The 14,137-nt window shown below is 66.1% G+C and carries 14 protein-coding genes and 1 pseudogene; 11 read left to right on the top strand and 4 right to left on the bottom strand.

The genetic code is table 11. The features are described from left to right. Positions 1–113 precede the first annotated feature (113 nt). The 8 genes from ACFOWB_RS07825 to ACFOWB_RS07860 all read left to right on the top strand — a co-directional run bounded on the left by ACFOWB_RS07825 (position 114) and on the right by ACFOWB_RS07860 (position 5,489). Positions 114–788 carry a multiubiquitin domain-containing protein gene (locus ACFOWB_RS07825; protein WP_378146614.1) on the top strand — a complete coding sequence of 225 codons (675 nt, stop codon included), beginning with the start codon at positions 114–116 and terminating at the stop codon, positions 786–788. Beyond that, positions 785–1,165, top strand: coding sequence for an E2/UBC family protein (locus tag ACFOWB_RS07830; RefSeq protein WP_378146616.1), 381 nt, complete (start codon positions 785–787; stop codon positions 1,163–1,165). Before ACFOWB_RS07825 ends, ACFOWB_RS07830 begins: the two co-directional genes overlap by 4 nt. 86 nt (positions 1,166–1,251) lie before the next feature. Beyond that, positions 1,252–2,502, top strand: coding sequence for a HesA/MoeB/ThiF family protein (locus ACFOWB_RS07835; protein ID WP_378146618.1), 1,251 nt, complete (start codon positions 1,252–1,254; stop codon positions 2,500–2,502). A 12-nt stretch (positions 2,503–2,514) separates the two neighbouring features. Then, entirely contained in the window at positions 2,515–2,889 is a 375-nt protein-coding gene (locus ACFOWB_RS07840; RefSeq protein ID WP_378146620.1) for a DUF6527 family protein, read from the top strand. A 101-nt stretch (positions 2,890–2,990) separates the two neighbouring features. After that, entirely contained in the window at positions 2,991–3,377 is a 387-nt protein-coding gene (locus tag ACFOWB_RS07845) for a hypothetical protein (protein ID WP_261403860.1), read from the top strand. Positions 3,378–3,413: 36 nt separating this feature from the next. Next, a complete protein-coding gene (locus tag ACFOWB_RS07850) occupies positions 3,414–3,608 on the top strand; it encodes a hypothetical protein (protein WP_261403859.1) in 195 nt (64 codons plus the stop codon). A gap of 332 nt (positions 3,609–3,940) precedes the next feature. Beyond that, a complete protein-coding gene (locus ACFOWB_RS07855) occupies positions 3,941–4,846 on the top strand; it encodes a DNA-processing protein DprA (RefSeq protein ID WP_261403858.1) in 906 nt (301 codons plus the stop codon). Further along, complete coding sequence (locus ACFOWB_RS07860; RefSeq protein WP_261403857.1) at positions 4,818–5,489, top strand: hypothetical protein; 672 nt, start codon at positions 4,818–4,820, stop codon at positions 5,487–5,489. Before ACFOWB_RS07855 ends, ACFOWB_RS07860 begins: the two co-directional genes overlap by 29 nt. A 30-nt stretch (positions 5,490–5,519) precedes the next feature. On the opposite strand, the gene ACFOWB_RS07865 is transcribed toward ACFOWB_RS07860, so the two are convergent. Beyond that, positions 5,520–6,257 carry an SOS response-associated peptidase gene (locus ACFOWB_RS07865; protein ID WP_378146623.1) on the bottom strand — a complete coding sequence of 246 codons (738 nt, stop codon included), beginning with the start codon at positions 6,255–6,257 and terminating at the stop codon, positions 5,520–5,522. 133 nt (positions 6,258–6,390) lie between these two features. On the opposite strand from ACFOWB_RS07865, the gene ACFOWB_RS07870 reads away from it, so the two are divergent. Further along, positions 6,391–6,708: a hypothetical protein gene (locus ACFOWB_RS07870; protein ID WP_378146625.1), complete on the top strand. Its 318-nt coding sequence runs from the start codon at positions 6,391–6,393 to the stop codon at positions 6,706–6,708. Between the two features lie 39 nt (positions 6,709–6,747). Here the strand turns inward: ACFOWB_RS07870 and ACFOWB_RS07875 are convergent, their stop codons facing one another. The 3 genes from ACFOWB_RS07875 to ACFOWB_RS07885 are packed head-to-tail and all read right to left on the bottom strand — an operon-like array spanning position 6,748 to position 12,201. Continuing rightward, positions 6,748–10,017, bottom strand: coding sequence for an error-prone DNA polymerase (locus tag ACFOWB_RS07875; protein WP_378146627.1), 3,270 nt, complete (start codon positions 10,015–10,017; stop codon positions 6,748–6,750). Next, a complete protein-coding gene (locus ACFOWB_RS07880) occupies positions 10,014–11,534 on the bottom strand; it encodes a Y-family DNA polymerase (protein WP_378146629.1) in 1,521 nt (506 codons plus the stop codon). The genes ACFOWB_RS07875 and ACFOWB_RS07880 overlap by 4 nt, the downstream gene beginning before the upstream one ends. Beyond that, entirely contained in the window at positions 11,449–12,201 is a 753-nt protein-coding gene (locus ACFOWB_RS07885; RefSeq protein WP_378146631.1) for an ImuA family protein, read from the bottom strand. Before ACFOWB_RS07885 ends, ACFOWB_RS07880 begins: the two co-directional genes overlap by 86 nt. Positions 12,202–12,377: 176 nt before the next feature. Here ACFOWB_RS07885 and ACFOWB_RS07890 point away from each other — a divergent pair, with 176 nt between their 5' ends. Then, on the top strand, positions 12,378–12,728 hold the full coding sequence (locus tag ACFOWB_RS07890; protein WP_261403855.1) for an HNH endonuclease: 351 nt from the start codon (positions 12,378–12,380) through the stop codon (positions 12,726–12,728). Between the two features lie 94 nt (positions 12,729–12,822). Then, a pseudogene (locus tag ACFOWB_RS07895) lies at positions 12,823–14,084 on the top strand (DUF763 domain-containing protein). The last annotated feature ends 53 nt before the right edge of the window (positions 14,085–14,137 follow it).

Raw genomic sequence — 14,137 nt, forward strand, 5'->3', positions numbered from 1 at the left:
TAACATTTTTCCTTGCACTCGAAGCGTGCCGACCCCACGTCAACGTGACGGGCGCGAGCCGGCCTCCGAACGGGGGGATCGAACTCAGCGTCGCCGTTTCAGGAGTGGGACGCATGTCGAACGACATTGAGCGGGCCGGCGGGATCAAGCTGGTCATTTTCGACGAGAATCTGAACAGCCGGAAGGTTAAGGCCGAGCGCCGGACTGTGAAAGGCCGCGACGTCGCCCTCCTCGCCGGCGCGCTGCCGCCGGACGAGTTCGCGGTGCTCTACCGAGGCGACAGCGGCGGCCTCGCCGACCTCGCCGAGGACGCCGAGCGCAAGGTCGACGACGGTGACGAGTTCTGGGTGATCGAGTCGGCCGACCTCCATCGCTTCGAGTGCGACGGTATCGACTTCGTGTGGCCCAAGGCGACTGTCCCGGGGACCGTGCTCTATGGCGTAACCCGGATCGACCCGGCGAAGCGCTCGCTCGTCCTCGAGCGCCGCGACCAGCCCGACCTCCGGATCGAGACCACCGACACTGTCGATCTTGGCGCCGCAGGCTTCGAACGTTTCCGGAGCGAGCGCCGCCCCAAGACCCATCGCATCTATATCGGCGACGTCCCCTACGACGTGGCCGATGACGAGATGACGGGGGCCCAGATCGCCGCCCTCGGCGGCGTCCCCGCGGACTACCTGCTGTTCGAAGAACGTCCGGGCGACGACAAGCCGATCGACCTCGGCTCCACCGTCAAGATCCGCGACGGCCTGCGGTTCTATGGCCAGCCCCGGGCGACCTTCGGATGAGCAAGGTCTTCGGCGCGCATTTCAGCCGGCTCCAGACCGCCTTTCCGGGCGCCAGCTGGAGCGAAAGAGACGCCGGCTTCGTCGTGCACGTCCCAGGCGTGCCGACGGAGCCGCCGGGCGGTTGGAACATGGCCGCGACGGGCGTCTGGTTCGTCGCGGCGGCGAACTATCCGCAAGCCGCGCCAGACTGCTTCTTCGCCGACCGCGGACTGCGGCTCGCCGCCGGGACGCAGCCGACGAACACGTCGGTCGACAACCCCCAGCTCGGCTCGCCGCTGCTCTGGTTTTCCTGGCACGTCGCGCGGTGGCTCCCGAACCGGGACGACCTCCTGACCTACGTCAACGTCATCCGAGAGCGCTTGAGGCAGGCCCAATGATCCGGCGCATCGTGTTCCCCGACGGCTCGCTTGCGGCGCTCAAGGCGGCGCTGCTCGCCTACGCCCCGCTCGAGGCGGCGGCGATCATGACGGTCGCGCCTTCGGGGGCGGAGGGGCTGCTGGTCAACGACGTCGAAGTGGCGCCGCCCGAGGCCTACATCGTCCAGTCTCCGGTGCGGCTCGAGCTCGCCCCGGCTTTTCACGTGCCGTTGCTGAAGCGGGCGCGCGACGAAGGCCTCGGGCTCATCTTCGCGCACACGCATCCCGGCGCGCGGGTCGTTGAATTTTCGAAGGTCGATGACGCCGGCGAGGCTGTTGTCATGCCTGCGCTGTTCTCGCGCGCGCCTCACGGCCCGCACGGCTCGCTGATCCTGAGCGAGCACGGCCACGCCGCTCGGGCGCGCTTGCGCGACGGCGCCACCATCGTCATTCCCGAGATCGTCGAAGTAGGCCGCTCGGTCAGGCGCTCCGGGCCTGCGCTCGACAGGGCGACCATCGATGCGATCGACGACCGCAACGTCCGCGCCCTCGGCGAGGCCGGTCAACGGTCCCTGCGCGCGCTGACGCTCGCCGTCGTCGGCGCCGGCGGCACAGGCTCTCTGGTCATCGAGCAGGCCGCGCACCTTGGAATCGGACGTCTCATTCTGATCGACGACGAGAGGATCGAGGACACCAACCGCAATCGCGTGGTCGGCGCGTCGCCGGGATCCGTCGGCGATCTCAAGGTCGATGTTGCGGCTGAGATGGTCAGGCGCATCACGGGGGGGCGGACCATCGTGGAGCCTTTCCCGCTCAACGTACTCGACGCGGAAGGCGGGAAACTTCTGCTGCGCGCCGACTTCGTCATGTGCTGCACCGACAGTCACGGCAGTAGGGCCGTCGTGAACCAGATCGCGTACCAGCATCTGGTCCCGGCGATCGATCTCGGCGTGCAGGTCGACGCCGTCGACGGCCAGGTCCAGGCGATCGCAGGCCGCGTGCAAATGCTCGCGCCGGGACTGCCCTGCCTGCAGTGCGGCGGCGTTCTCGATCCCGCCGCCGTTCGAAGAGATTTCGAAAGCGCCCAGGAGCGAGCGGCTGATCCTTACAATGTGCCGGATACGCCTCAGCCGGCCGTGATCGCGCTGAATGGCGTTGTCGCATCATCCGCGATGACAATGCTCATGGCGGCCGTGGCCGGCCTGCCCATGCGATCCCGAGGACTGAATTACAACGGACGCGAGGGTGTCATCCGCAGCTTTGGCGGCGAGCCGGACGAGAGCTGCGTTGTGTGTTCGCGCGGGCTTGGCGCGTTCGCCGCAGGCGATCGGCAACCGATGGTCTGGCGGCGGCGCTGAAAGGAGCGACCCATGTTCTCCACGATCAAGCGCCTTTGGTCATGGCTTTGGCGGCCCGCCCCGGCGCCGCCGCCAGCCGCGCCCCGCTACATACGTCCGTTCCGCAATGTCGAGACCGTCGACACCCAAGCCGCCGCGACGATCGCCGTCGAAAAACGGGACGCGATCGCGCTCGTCGAGGGCGCCAAGGGTCTGAAATCGGTCGCGTTCCGCTGTCCATGCGGTTGTGGCGAAATCCGACGGGTCAACACATCCCCTTCAATCGCGCCGTGCTGGGGGGTCAAAGTCTCGGGCGGGCGCGTCAGCCTTCACCCATCGGTGGATCTCACCTCAGGCTGCCGCGCTCATTTCGTGCTCAAAGACAACATGGCGATCATGTTGCCTTGATCGGCGCGACGCGCTGCGGAGACGCTCCCGGCGAACCAGGCTGGGGACCGCTCACTCGACCAGCGCTTCCAGAAACGCGCGGAGCACGCCACTTTCGGCCCATGATCGATACGCTTTGCCAGAATATCTATGACGAAACGCGCTCATTCTACGCCTCGGTGAAGGATGAGCTCGCCGACGCCGCGCTTGGCTTCCGGATATTGTACGGGCCGCCCATGATCGGCGCGCCGCTTCTGTTCCTGGGCTATCAGCCCGGCGGCAAAAAGATCGAAGATGTTCAACACCACGAGAGTTGGCCGCAGGAAAGCGACTACGCCGTCAAGCCCTGGCCCTTGACGAGGCAGATCCGCTCTGTGTTCGGCCCAGAGAGAACGGCGCGCAGCACAGGCCTCAACGCCATCTTTTTCCGCGCCCCAAGCGTCAAGGCATGGATGAAGCTGCCGACGCCACTACGCCTCAAGCTCGAGACGTTCTCCGCCGAGCGATAGGAGGCCATCGTCCATGCTCTCAGGCCAAAGCGCATCGTGATCATTGGATCGGGCAACTTCGATCTTCTCACCAAAGGCGACGTGGCGCTCCGCGGCCGCAAGGGCGTCGCTCTGGCGAAGACGGGCGAGCTTTGGGGCGTCCCGGCGACCGGCACAGTCCATCTCAGTGGCTACCGGCTTTCAGCCAGCGACCGCGACCTGCTCCGCCAGCACTTCAGTCCCGCGCCATAGCGGACGACTGATCGGGGCCGGCCGGCCGGTGCGGGAAATGACGCCATGCGACCAAGCCGAGCACAAACCGCATGGCGTCGCGAGCCCCATCATCGCCGCAAACCCGACCCACTGCGACGTCGCGCTTCAGTCAACGGGCGGCGCCTCCACAAAAGGTCCGACGCCGATCCAGCAAAGCGACAACGCCCATTAAATCCTTGATAATTCTTATATATTTATAGTTTGTTCTTTATATGTTCCGGTGTAAGGTTTGTTGATGATTCGGGCAGACATTGATGTTCGTTGACGCCTTTGAGCCCGTCCGCGCTAGCTGCGCGGTCGCAGGACCCGAAATGACGCAATCTTCGTTCACGCTTCGCCAGCAACAGGAATGGCCGTTCGTCGCGCCGATCGACGCAGCCTTGGAGCTCGGCGCCTATGAGGCGCTCTGGGCGGGCGATCGCGCGAGCTTCAAGTCACTGGCGGAACGGTTCTCCAGTGGAGACGGCGTAAGGCCATCGGACCTCGTCCCCGAAAGTGAAGCGCGGGCTTATGCGGCTCGGGTCGTCGATAGGCTCCGAGCGCTGATCGGAAGCCGCTTCGACGTGCGCGTCTTTGGCGAGGCCGACTATCCCAACAAGCTCCGCGACGCCACCTATCCAATCGAGTTGCTCTATTTTCAAGGCAACTGGGATCTGGTGCATTCGCGCTCCGTCGCCGTGGTCGGCACGCGTAAACCGAGCGAAGACGGGATCGCGCGCGCCCGGCAGCTCGCCAAAAAGCTTGTCGCGGACGACTTCACCGTCGTCTCCGGGCTGGCGGAAGGCATCGACACCGCGGCGCATCAGGCCACGATCGCGGCAGGCGGATCGACCATCGCCGTCATCGGGACGCCTCTTGGGCATGTTTATCCAAAGGCGAACCGGGATCTGCAAAGCCAGATCGCAAAGAACCACCTTGTGATCAGCCAGGTGCCGCTCGAGCGCTACGAGGCCCAGAATCCGAAGGTGAACCGCTTCTTTTTTCCGGAGCGGAACAAGACGATGTCCGCGATCAGCGAGGCGACGATAATCGTCGAGGCCGGCGAGACCTCAGGCACTCTGATCCAGGCCCGCGAGGCGTTGAAGCAAGGCCGGAAACTGTTCATCCTCAACAGCTGCTTCGAGCGGGCGGATCTGACTTGGCCCGCGAAGTTCGAGCGTGAGGGAGCCGTGCGCGTCCGGAGCTACGATGACATCCGACACGAGCTGGTCGGGTAGAGCCCGCCGCATTGGAGATCTCGAGCGGCCGGATCATTATCTGCTTCGACCGGACGACGTCTGCTATTTCTTCGGCGATTATACGTCGAACGAGTCGTTCAGTTATAGCGAAACCAATCAGCTCATTCGAAATCTGAAGAAGCCGCCCTCGGTACGCGGGACGGCTCAATGGCCGCACAAGATGCGTGCGATAGAGCGCGCTGCGCGCGCAATCCGATTAAGCCTTCAGGACGACGCGCTCGACAGCATCACGATCGTGCCGATCCCGCCTTCCCGGCCGAAGTCATCTCCGGATCATGACGATCGCATGCTTCAGGTCGTGAAACGTATCGACCCCCGCTGCGACGTTCGTGAAATGCTGCTTTCGACCGCCGATCGAGAAGCGCGTCACGTTTCGGGAGCGCGCCGGGATACCGAAGAGCTTAAGGCAAGCCTCGAGATTGATAAGGGCCTCTGCGCAAAGGACGTGGGTCGCGTATTGCTCGTCGACGACGTGCTTACGACCGGCTGCAGCTTCACAGTCTGCAAGGACATGATCCATGCCTATTTCGGCGAGGTGTCCGTCGTCGGCATGTTCGTCGCGCGGCGCGTCCTGCCGAAGGTCGACTTCGAAAGCCTCTTCGGAGACGTCCAGCTTCCATGAAGCAGACGAAACCCGCGCCACGGGCTTCGCTCAGGGGCCTTCGACATCACCGTCTCGCTTGGCGCCTCGCGCCACGACAGTGAGCGCATCGTCCGGAAGCGGGCGCTGTAACGCGCGCGCCTCATCCCAAGGCGCCTCCATCCAGATGTCGATCTCCTCGGCTGTTGTGAGGATGACCGGCATGGCTTTCGGATGGATCGGAGCGACGACCGCGTTCGGCTCAGTCGTCAGGAAGCCATAGACGTCGACCTCCGGCTCCCAGCCCCTGGTCGCCTTACGGACCGACGACCAAGACGTCCACAGGCCAGCGAAGACGCAGAGCGGTCGATCTTCAGCCAACGCAAACCACGTCGGCGAGAATTTGCCGTCCACGCCGCGCTCGTATTCCGAGAACGATGTCATCGGGACCACGCAGCGGTTCTCGACCGACAGCCAGCGCGTCCAGTGCTTGCTCACGACATTGCGGATGTTGGTCGTTCCCGCGTCGGGCTCCATCTTCAGCAGCTGGTCGAAGTCGACGTCCTTACCCTTGGCGCGCAGCTTGTCGGCGCGCTTGGAGGCGGCGTCGAACAACGCCTTTCGAGATGACGGCATGCCCCACCGAGCGAGCACGAGCTCGCGACCGCCTGCGCCGTTGCGCACGATCGGCGCTTCATAATCCGGGAAGATTCCCGTCATGGCCGGCAGGTTGCCGGTGCGGTCGACCATTGCGCGCGTCAGCTCACGGATCGCAGTCTGACCCTTTGTCAACGAGTAGAGGTTACACATCTGGACATCTCGGTGTCAGGGCCGGTCCTTGCGCGCTAGACCGCATTGGACCGCGGCCTGCCTCACAGCGCTAGCCTAGAAACCGTCATCGCGATCATCGTCGCATCGCGCGGGATCAAGCAGGAACTGGTCTATGAGAGCGACGCTGACATTCGTGCTCCTGCTGTCGCAACCTGTTACTGCTGAGCCAACGGACGACGTTCAGCTGCTGCGGCAGCTTGGCTATGTCGCGGGACAGGCCGTGGCCTGCGACATCGAAAGGCCCGATGTTGCGGCGCAAGTCGCGACCGCGATGGCGGACGCGATGGGCCTCAGTGACGAAACCAGCCATAAGCTGATGGTCGACCAAGCGCTCAGCGCCGCTGCGCAGCCCTGCGCCGCCCCTGCAGGTCGACTGGAAGAGATCCGGTCCAACTGGAAAGCCATGCGGCGGCGCGCGGGTCTTGAATGACGGTCCCGGGCTGCATTCGAAACCGCGCCGGAACGCTTCTCATCGGAAGTCCCGCGTCTTCACTTTGATCGTGTCGAGGTGAAGATCGCGAATGTAGATGTCGCGCGTCTTGAGCCCCTTCGGCGGGGACCCACGAGGGCCCGGCGTCGAACCGTGATGCACCTCGTCGCCGCGTCCGTGCGGCAGCGGAAACTCGCCATCGCGTTCCCCGACGCTCGCGAGCTCCGCCGACAGGTTCGTAAGGCGCTGCGCGACCAGATGGACGACCTCGCCCTCACGCTGAACCCGGCCATAGACCGCGATCATGCCAGCCGAAAGGATCGTGCGGCGGTTCTTCTCGAACACGTTCGGCCAGACCACGAGGTTCGCGACCCCGCTCTCGTCCTCGAGCGTGATGAACATGACGCCTTTGGCGCTGCCCGGGCGCTGTCGGACCAGCACCACGCCCGCGATCTCGACCCAGCGCCGGTCTCGCGCCTCCATGGCCTCGAGGCAGGTCACCATTCGGCGCCGCTTCAGATCTTCTCGCAGAAACGCGACCGGATGGGTGCGGAGCGACAGGCTGACATGGCGGTAGTCCTCAACGACCTCGCCGCCAGCCGTCATCGGCCGCAGCGCGACGGCGGGCTCGGACACCTCCGGAACAATCTCGTACTCACGCGCCGACGCCGCAGCGAACAGCGGTAACGGCTCATCGCGCAGGCCCCGAATCGACCAGAGCGCCTCTCGCCGCGCAAGCCCGAAGGCTGGCCGGAACGCGTCCGCCTCTGCGATCTGGGTCAGGGCGGCCACGGGGACACCCGCGCGACGCCAGAGATCGTCCATCGAGGCAAAAGGACGAGCGCCGCGCGCCGCGACGATCGCGGCGGCATGAGCGTTCGACAGGCCCTTGGTCATCCGCAGGCCCAGCCTGACGGCGAAGCGGGTCTCATCGTCCGTCGCCTCGAGCGTGCAGTCCCAGCGCGAGGCATTGGCGCAGACGGGGCGGATCTCAACGCCATGGTCCCTGGCGTCCCGCACGATCTGGGCCGGCGCATAGAACCCCATCGGCTGGCTGTTCAGGAGCGCGGCGCAGAACACGTCCGGGTGCCAGCACTTCAGCCAGGCGGAGGCATAGGCGATCAGCGCGAACGACGCCGCGTGGCTCTCCGGGAAGCCGTATGAGCCGAAGCCCTCGAGCTGCTTGAAGGTGCGCCCGGCGAACTCCTGCTCGTAGCCGTTCGCCACCATGCCGGCGACAAGCTTCTCCCTGAACTTCGAGACGCCGCCGGTGAACTTGAAGGTCGCCATCGACTTGCGGAGCATGTCCGCTTCCCCGGGCGTGAACCCTGCGCACTCGATCGCGACCCGCATGGCCTGCTCCTGGAACAGCGGCACGCCGAGCGTCTTGCCGAGCACCTTCTCGAGCTCGGGTCTGGGGAAGTGGACGGGCTCGAGCCCTTCTCGCCGTCGAAGATACGGATGGACCATGTCGCCCTGGATCGGCCCGGGGCGGACGATCGCGACCTGAACGACGAGGTCGTAGTAGGTCCGAGGCTTCAGCCGCGGCAGCATCGACATCTGCGCGCGGCTCTCGATCTGGAAGGTCCCGAGTGTGTCGGCCTTGCGGATCATCGCGTAGGTTCGCGGGTCCTCGGCCGGGATCGTCGCGAGGTCGAAATTCGCGCCCTTGTGCTCGGCCAAGAGGTCGAGGCCCTTCTTCATGCAGGTCAGCATGCCAAGCGCGAGCACGTCGACCTTCATGAACTTCAGGGCGTCGATGTCGTCCTTGTCCCACTCGATCACCTGGCGGTCGACCATCGCGGCCGGCTCGATCGGGACGAGGTCGTCGAGGCGGTCATGGGTCAGGACGAAACCGCCGGGATGCTGGCTGAGATGCCGCGGCGCGCCCATGAGCTGGCGCGCGAGGTCGAGCGTCAGCCGCAGCCGACGGTCTGCGAGGTTGAGGTTCAGCTCCTCGACATGGCGCTGCTCGACGCCCTGTTCCGACCATGACCAAAGCTGGCCCGACAACGTCCCAATCAGGTCTTCTGGCAGCCCCAAGGCCTTACCGATGTCGCGGAGCGCGCCCTTGGCGCGATAGCGGATGACCGTCGAGCACAGCGCCGCGTGGTCGCGGCCGTAGGTCTCGAACACCCACTGCATGACGATCTCGCGCCGCTCGTGCTCGAAGTCGACGTCGATATCCGGCGGCTCGCGGCGCTCCTCGGAGACGAAGCGCTCGAACAGGAGGTCGTTGCGGCCGGGATCGATCGAGGTGATGCCAAGCACGAAGCAAACGGCCGAGTTCGCGGCCGAGCCTCGGCCCTGACAGAGGATGTCCTTTGAGCGGGCGAAGCGCACGATCGAGTTCACGGTGAGGAAATACGGCGCGTAGCTCAGCTTCTCGATCAGCGTCAGCTCGTGCTGGAGCGCCGCACGGACGCTGTCGGGCAGGCCTTCCGGATAGCGCTCGGCGGCGCCCTCCCAGGTCAGCTTGGCCAAGGTCTCCTGCGGGGTGAGCGTCGGGTCGTCGCGCTCCTCCGGGTACTGATAGGCAAGCTCGTCCAGGCTGAAGCGGCAGCGGTCGACGATCTGCAGCGAGCGCGCGACCGCCTCCGGGTAGCGCCTGAACAGCCGATGCATTTCCTCCGGCGGCTTCACATACCGATCGGCATGGCGTTCTCGGCGCTCGCCCAGCGCGTCGATCGTGACGTTGTGGCGGACGCAGGTGACGACATCCTGCAGCATCCTTCGCGAGGGCTCGTGGAACAGGACGTCGTTGGTCACGACCGTCGCTACGCGCATTCGCGTCGCAAGGTTCGAGAGCTCGTGAAGCCGAAGCTGGTCGTTGGGCCGGCGGCGCAGCGTCAGCGCCATGTAGGCCCGGTCGCCGAACGCGTCTCGAAGGCGACGCAGCCGCAGTCCGCACTCCTCGTCGGCCACGTCGGGGACGAGCACGGCGAGCAGGCCTTCGCCGTAAGCGACGAGATCAAGCCACTCGAGATGGCACTTCGCCTTGCCGCCGCGGCGCTTGCCAAGCGACAGCAGTCGGCAGAGCCGCGAGTAAGCCGCCCGGTCGGTCGGATAGACCAGCACCGACATGCCGTCGGCGAGATCCAGGCGGCAGCCCACGACGGCGCGCACGCCCGTGACCTTGGCGGCCTCGTGGGAGCGGACGATCCCCGCGAGCGAATTGCGGTCGACGACCGCGAGCGCCTCGATTCCACAGACCGAGGCTTGCGAGAACAGCTCCTCACAGGACGACGCGCCACGCAGGAACGAGAAGTGCGAGGTGACCTGGAGTTCAGCGTAGCGGTGGCCGGTCATCCAAACACGCCGTGCACGAACCAGCGGTGTGATCCAGTGGAAGAATCCTCGCCGTCGCCAGCCCGGTAGAGCCAGTAGCGCTCACCTGCGTCATCCTCGATCCGGAAGTAGTCCCGGACCGCGACCAGTTCGGCGTCCCGCGTCCACCACTCGCCGAACACCCGCTCCGGGCCGTCGGCGCGCCGCACCCGCCGGCGGATGCCGCGCCAGGTGAAGCTGACCGGCGGATGATCGGGGAGCAGCGCGACCGTCTCGACCGGTTCGGGTCGAGGCAGTAGCCGCGACGGCCGCGGCCAGTGGCCCGGCCAGCCCGCGCCAGTGTCCGCCGACATCGCGGGCACGCGGCACACCGAGCGTTCGGGCACGTCGCTCGCCACGGGTGCGAACCGGTAGATCGCCCGCTCGCCGACCCGGTTCATCAGCGTGTCGACCAAGTCGGAGACGTCCGCGACGGTCTCCTCGATCAGCGAGCTGACGGCCTGCTTGTGTCCGAAGGGCTCGGCGACGGTCGCGGCGAGCGTCATCATCTCGATGCCAAATCCTGGCGCGATGGTCTCGATCTTGTCGCAGAGCAGCCGCGTCAGCCGCTTCACGTCACGGACGGGCATCGCCATGCCAACCTGGACCGCCTGCATGTCGTTGTCGACGCGGCGGCAGATGAGATCGAGCCGGCGCGCGCCGAGGCCGCGCTCCTCCAGTCGCTCGCAGAGCTGGACCACAAGCTTCTCGATGTAGCGCGCGATCGTCTCAGCAGCACCGATCGGTTCGGCGAATGCGCGGCTCACCTCAATCAGATCCGGCGGTCGGACCGGTTCGATCGGTTCGGCCAGGTCCCCGAGGGCTTGATCGATCCGGCGGCCGAGCTCTGGGCCGAAGCGCAAAGTCAGCGGCGCCCGGGGCTGCGCCAGAAGGTCGCCGACCCGGTCGAATCCAAGCGTCCGCAGCGCGGCCGCGGTCGGACCCTGAATCCGCAGGGATTCGAGCGGGAGGTCGGCGAGGACAGTCGGGCCATGCCCCGGGGAGGCGACGGTGGAGGCTCGGGCGACGTACCGGGCAAGCGCGTGGGCCGCGCCCCAGGTGTCGGCGACGGCAGCGCGAGCTGCGACGCCCGACATCGCGAGCCTGCCGACCAGGCAGTACAGCATCGTGGCCTCGCCGCCGTGAAGATGATCAGCGCCGGTCGCCTCAATGACGAGCCCGTTTGGCGGATCGGGCGCGACGATCGGAGAAAACCGCAGCGCCCAGACCGCCAGCCGTTCAAGCGCCTCGGCGTCTTCTGCCGGGTTGGCGTCGTAAAGGATGAGGTCCTTCACTAGGACCTGGGCCTTGGTCGCCGCCATCCCGATCCGAAGGCCTGCGGCATACGCGGCCGCGTCCAAGGCCACGACGGCTCGCCTGTTGCCTTCGCGCCCAACGAGGACGAACGGCGTCTCAGCCGGCGGCGCTGCGTCGCCAGCCCTGCGCCGGAACCTGTCGGTGGACCAGGTCGGAAGGAAGAGCGAGACGACCCGTGCCATCGCACGCCTCCAGTTCGAAATCAGCGCTTTCGCCCGCCCGCGCCCGGATCAGTTCGACGAGCCATCGGTGTCTTCCGACGCCCGGCACTGGTAGCGGAGCTGACGGAATCACCGAGATCCGCCATCGGGTCGTCGCCGCCGTCGGCTGCCCGAAATCCATCGCCTCCGCCTGTCGTCGCCATCGACGAAGCGCGATGCCGATCGAGCCTGTCCCTTCGGCTGCAAGCTGGAGTCGGCGGGAGGCCGTCATCGCAAGGCGAGCGAGTTCGCCGATCACCGCGCCGAGGCCGCCATGGCGCAGGCCTTCCTCCATGCAGGCAAGCACGGTCTTGTCGTCGCCGGCCTCGACATAAATCACCCGGTCGGCGATGAGCCCGGCTTGAGCGATCGCCGGCGCGAACAGGTCGGGACGCGTGACGCACCACAGGACCTTTCCCTTGGTGCGAGCGGCGACGCCCGCGCTGAACAGGGCGGCCGCCGCGCCATCGATCGCGCCGTCGCCTCCGCCAGCGACCTCATGCAGCGCTCCGAAAGCGAGACCACCTCCGGGAAGGCGCGAGTCGACCTCGGCGATCCCGAACGGGAGCGCCGATCGTGCGCGCTTCGAGCGGCCTTCGATCCGCTCAATCTGGGCGCGCAACAAGTCAATGGCGGGCTGCGGCCGCACGCTTTTCGTCTCCCTCCGGAACCGGACGCGCTATTATGTTCGCTATCTGTTCTAATTCGGCTACGTCAGAGTCAAGACGCTATCTTTGGCTTGCCGCGTTCCGCGACCGGCACGCCATCAGACTCAGGGGAACGAGCCGTGGGACGAATTGTCCGCCAACCCAGTTACGCAGATCGATGAGCCGAGCGAAGCGGATCCAGGCGGCGCTCGAGGCGGAGGCGCACCGCGTCGTCGAGGAGCTGCCGCGATGCGCGCTGTGCGGGCGACGGATTCCTTCCTCCGCCAGGCAGTCGGAGCATCACCTCGTCCCAAAATCCCGCGGCGGCACGTTCGGGCCGACCGTCCTGCTTCACCAGATCTGCCACAACGTCATCCATGCGCTGTTCTCAGAGAAGGAGCTTGCTCGGCGTCTGTCAGACATCGAGGCGTTGAGGGCTGAACCTGAAGTCGCGACCTTCATCGCGTGGGTTCGGACCAAGCCGGACGACTTCCACGCGCCGACGCGCAGGGCGAAGGACAAGCGATAGGCGGCGTCGCTCACAGTGGACGCCCGGCCGGACGTGATGCGGCCAGGACGGTCGCGATCTAGAGTGCTGTTTGAGACCGTGGAGATCCGTTCTGATGGCGCGACGGGCCGGCAGCGCCGATCTTCCCTTGCATGGCGGGCACGTCCCGGCTTGGCTTGGCCAGCGTATGACCAAGCTCGGCGCGGTCATCACGGAAGCCATCGTGCACCACTACGGTCGCGACGAGTTTCTGCAACGTCTCGCTCAGCCTTCTGGTTCCAGAGCTTTGGCTCCGTGATGGGAATGGACTGGCATTCGTCCGGGGTGACGACCAGCGTCGTGGGCGCACTGAAGCGGAGTCTGACGCCGCTTGCGGGCGAGCTCGGGATTCATGTCTGCGGCGGCCGCGGAAAGCAGTCGCGCCTGACGCCAAGCGAGCTGCTCGCGGTCGGGGCGCGGGTCGGGATCGATGCTCCGGCGCTCGCAGCCAACAGCCGGCTGATCGTCAAGGTCGACAGCGCTGCCGTTCAAGACGGCTTCGATCTCTACCTGCACAGCTTCGTTGTGACAGACGATGGTCGCTGGACGGTGATCCAGCGGGGCATGAACGGCGATCTCCGGCAGGCGCGCCGGTATCATTGGCTGTCTGAGGGCCTTACGAGCTTTCTCGACGATTCGCACGCGGCGATCGACGGCGAGACCGGCGGCTCGATCCTGAACCTTGCGGACCGCCGCGCCACGGCTTCGCGGGACGCGCAGCTCGATCTCCTTCGCACCACATCGCCCGACAAAATCGCGACCGAGGCCTTGGCGCTCGAACCTCGCGCGGAAAAAGAGGCCATACCCACCGACCAGATGACGCTGCCGCACCTGTCTATGCCGGCGCATCACGAGGTCCGTGCGAGCGACGTGATTGCACGGCGTCTCCAGGGGGCGATCGCCGCCGCGGCGGAACGAGGCCCCGAGGACTTTGCGGATGTGCTCGCCACGCCCGGTGTCGGGGCGCGAACGGTGCGGGCGCTCGCTTTGGTGGCAGAGGTCGTCCATGGCGCGCCATGTCGGTTCAGCGACCCCGCTCGGTTCTCCTTCGCTCACGGCGGCAAGGACCGCCATCCGTTCCCGGTGCCTACGCGCGTCTACGACGAGACCATCGGAGTTTTGAAGTCTACAGTCTCGAAAGCGAAGCTCGGCAATGACGAGCGGCTGGAGGCGCTCACGCGGCTCGATCGGGAAGCACGACGCCTCGAGTCCGTCGTCAGCGGGCCCGCTATCGACGACGTGCTTCGGGAGGAACGCGGCCGGTCGCATGAGTATGGTGGTCGCAGTACGTTCGGCTGGGAGCCCGCGCCCGAGGAGCAGATCGTCGGCGCAGCTTGAGGCCGTAGGGCTCAGATGCGCCAACAACAAACTTCGAAGATCGTCCTGTAAGC

It is taken from the genome of Chenggangzhangella methanolivorans (assembly GCF_042648545.1).
Lineage (GTDB): Bacteria > Pseudomonadota > Alphaproteobacteria > Rhizobiales > Methylopilaceae > Methylopila > Methylopila methanolivorans.

Coding starts and splice junctions, on each gene's coding strand:
- ACFOWB_RS07825 (WP_378146614.1), top strand. CDS start 114: ATGTCGAACGACATTGAGCGGGCCGGCGGGATCAAGCTGGTCATTTTC.
- ACFOWB_RS07830 (WP_378146616.1), top strand. CDS start 785: ATGAGCAAGGTCTTCGGCGCGCATTTCAGCCGGCTCCAGACCGCCTTT.
- ACFOWB_RS07835 (WP_378146618.1), top strand. CDS start 1,252: ATGACGGTCGCGCCTTCGGGGGCGGAGGGGCTGCTGGTCAACGACGTC.
- ACFOWB_RS07840 (WP_378146620.1), top strand. CDS start 2,515: ATGTTCTCCACGATCAAGCGCCTTTGGTCATGGCTTTGGCGGCCCGCC.
- ACFOWB_RS07845 (WP_261403860.1), top strand. CDS start 2,991: ATGATCGATACGCTTTGCCAGAATATCTATGACGAAACGCGCTCATTC.
- ACFOWB_RS07855 (WP_261403858.1), top strand. CDS start 3,941: ATGACGCAATCTTCGTTCACGCTTCGCCAGCAACAGGAATGGCCGTTC.
- ACFOWB_RS07860 (WP_261403857.1), top strand. CDS start 4,818: ATGACATCCGACACGAGCTGGTCGGGTAGAGCCCGCCGCATTGGAGAT.
- ACFOWB_RS07865 (WP_378146623.1), bottom strand. CDS start 6,257: ATGTGTAACCTCTACTCGTTGACAAAGGGTCAGACTGCGATCCGTGAG.
- ACFOWB_RS07870 (WP_378146625.1), top strand. CDS start 6,391: ATGAGAGCGACGCTGACATTCGTGCTCCTGCTGTCGCAACCTGTTACT.
- ACFOWB_RS07875 (WP_378146627.1), bottom strand. CDS start 10,017: ATGACCGGCCACCGCTACGCTGAACTCCAGGTCACCTCGCACTTCTCG.
- ACFOWB_RS07880 (WP_378146629.1), bottom strand. CDS start 11,534: ATGGCACGGGTCGTCTCGCTCTTCCTTCCGACCTGGTCCACCGACAGG.
- ACFOWB_RS07890 (WP_261403855.1), top strand. CDS start 12,378: ATGAGCCGAGCGAAGCGGATCCAGGCGGCGCTCGAGGCGGAGGCGCAC.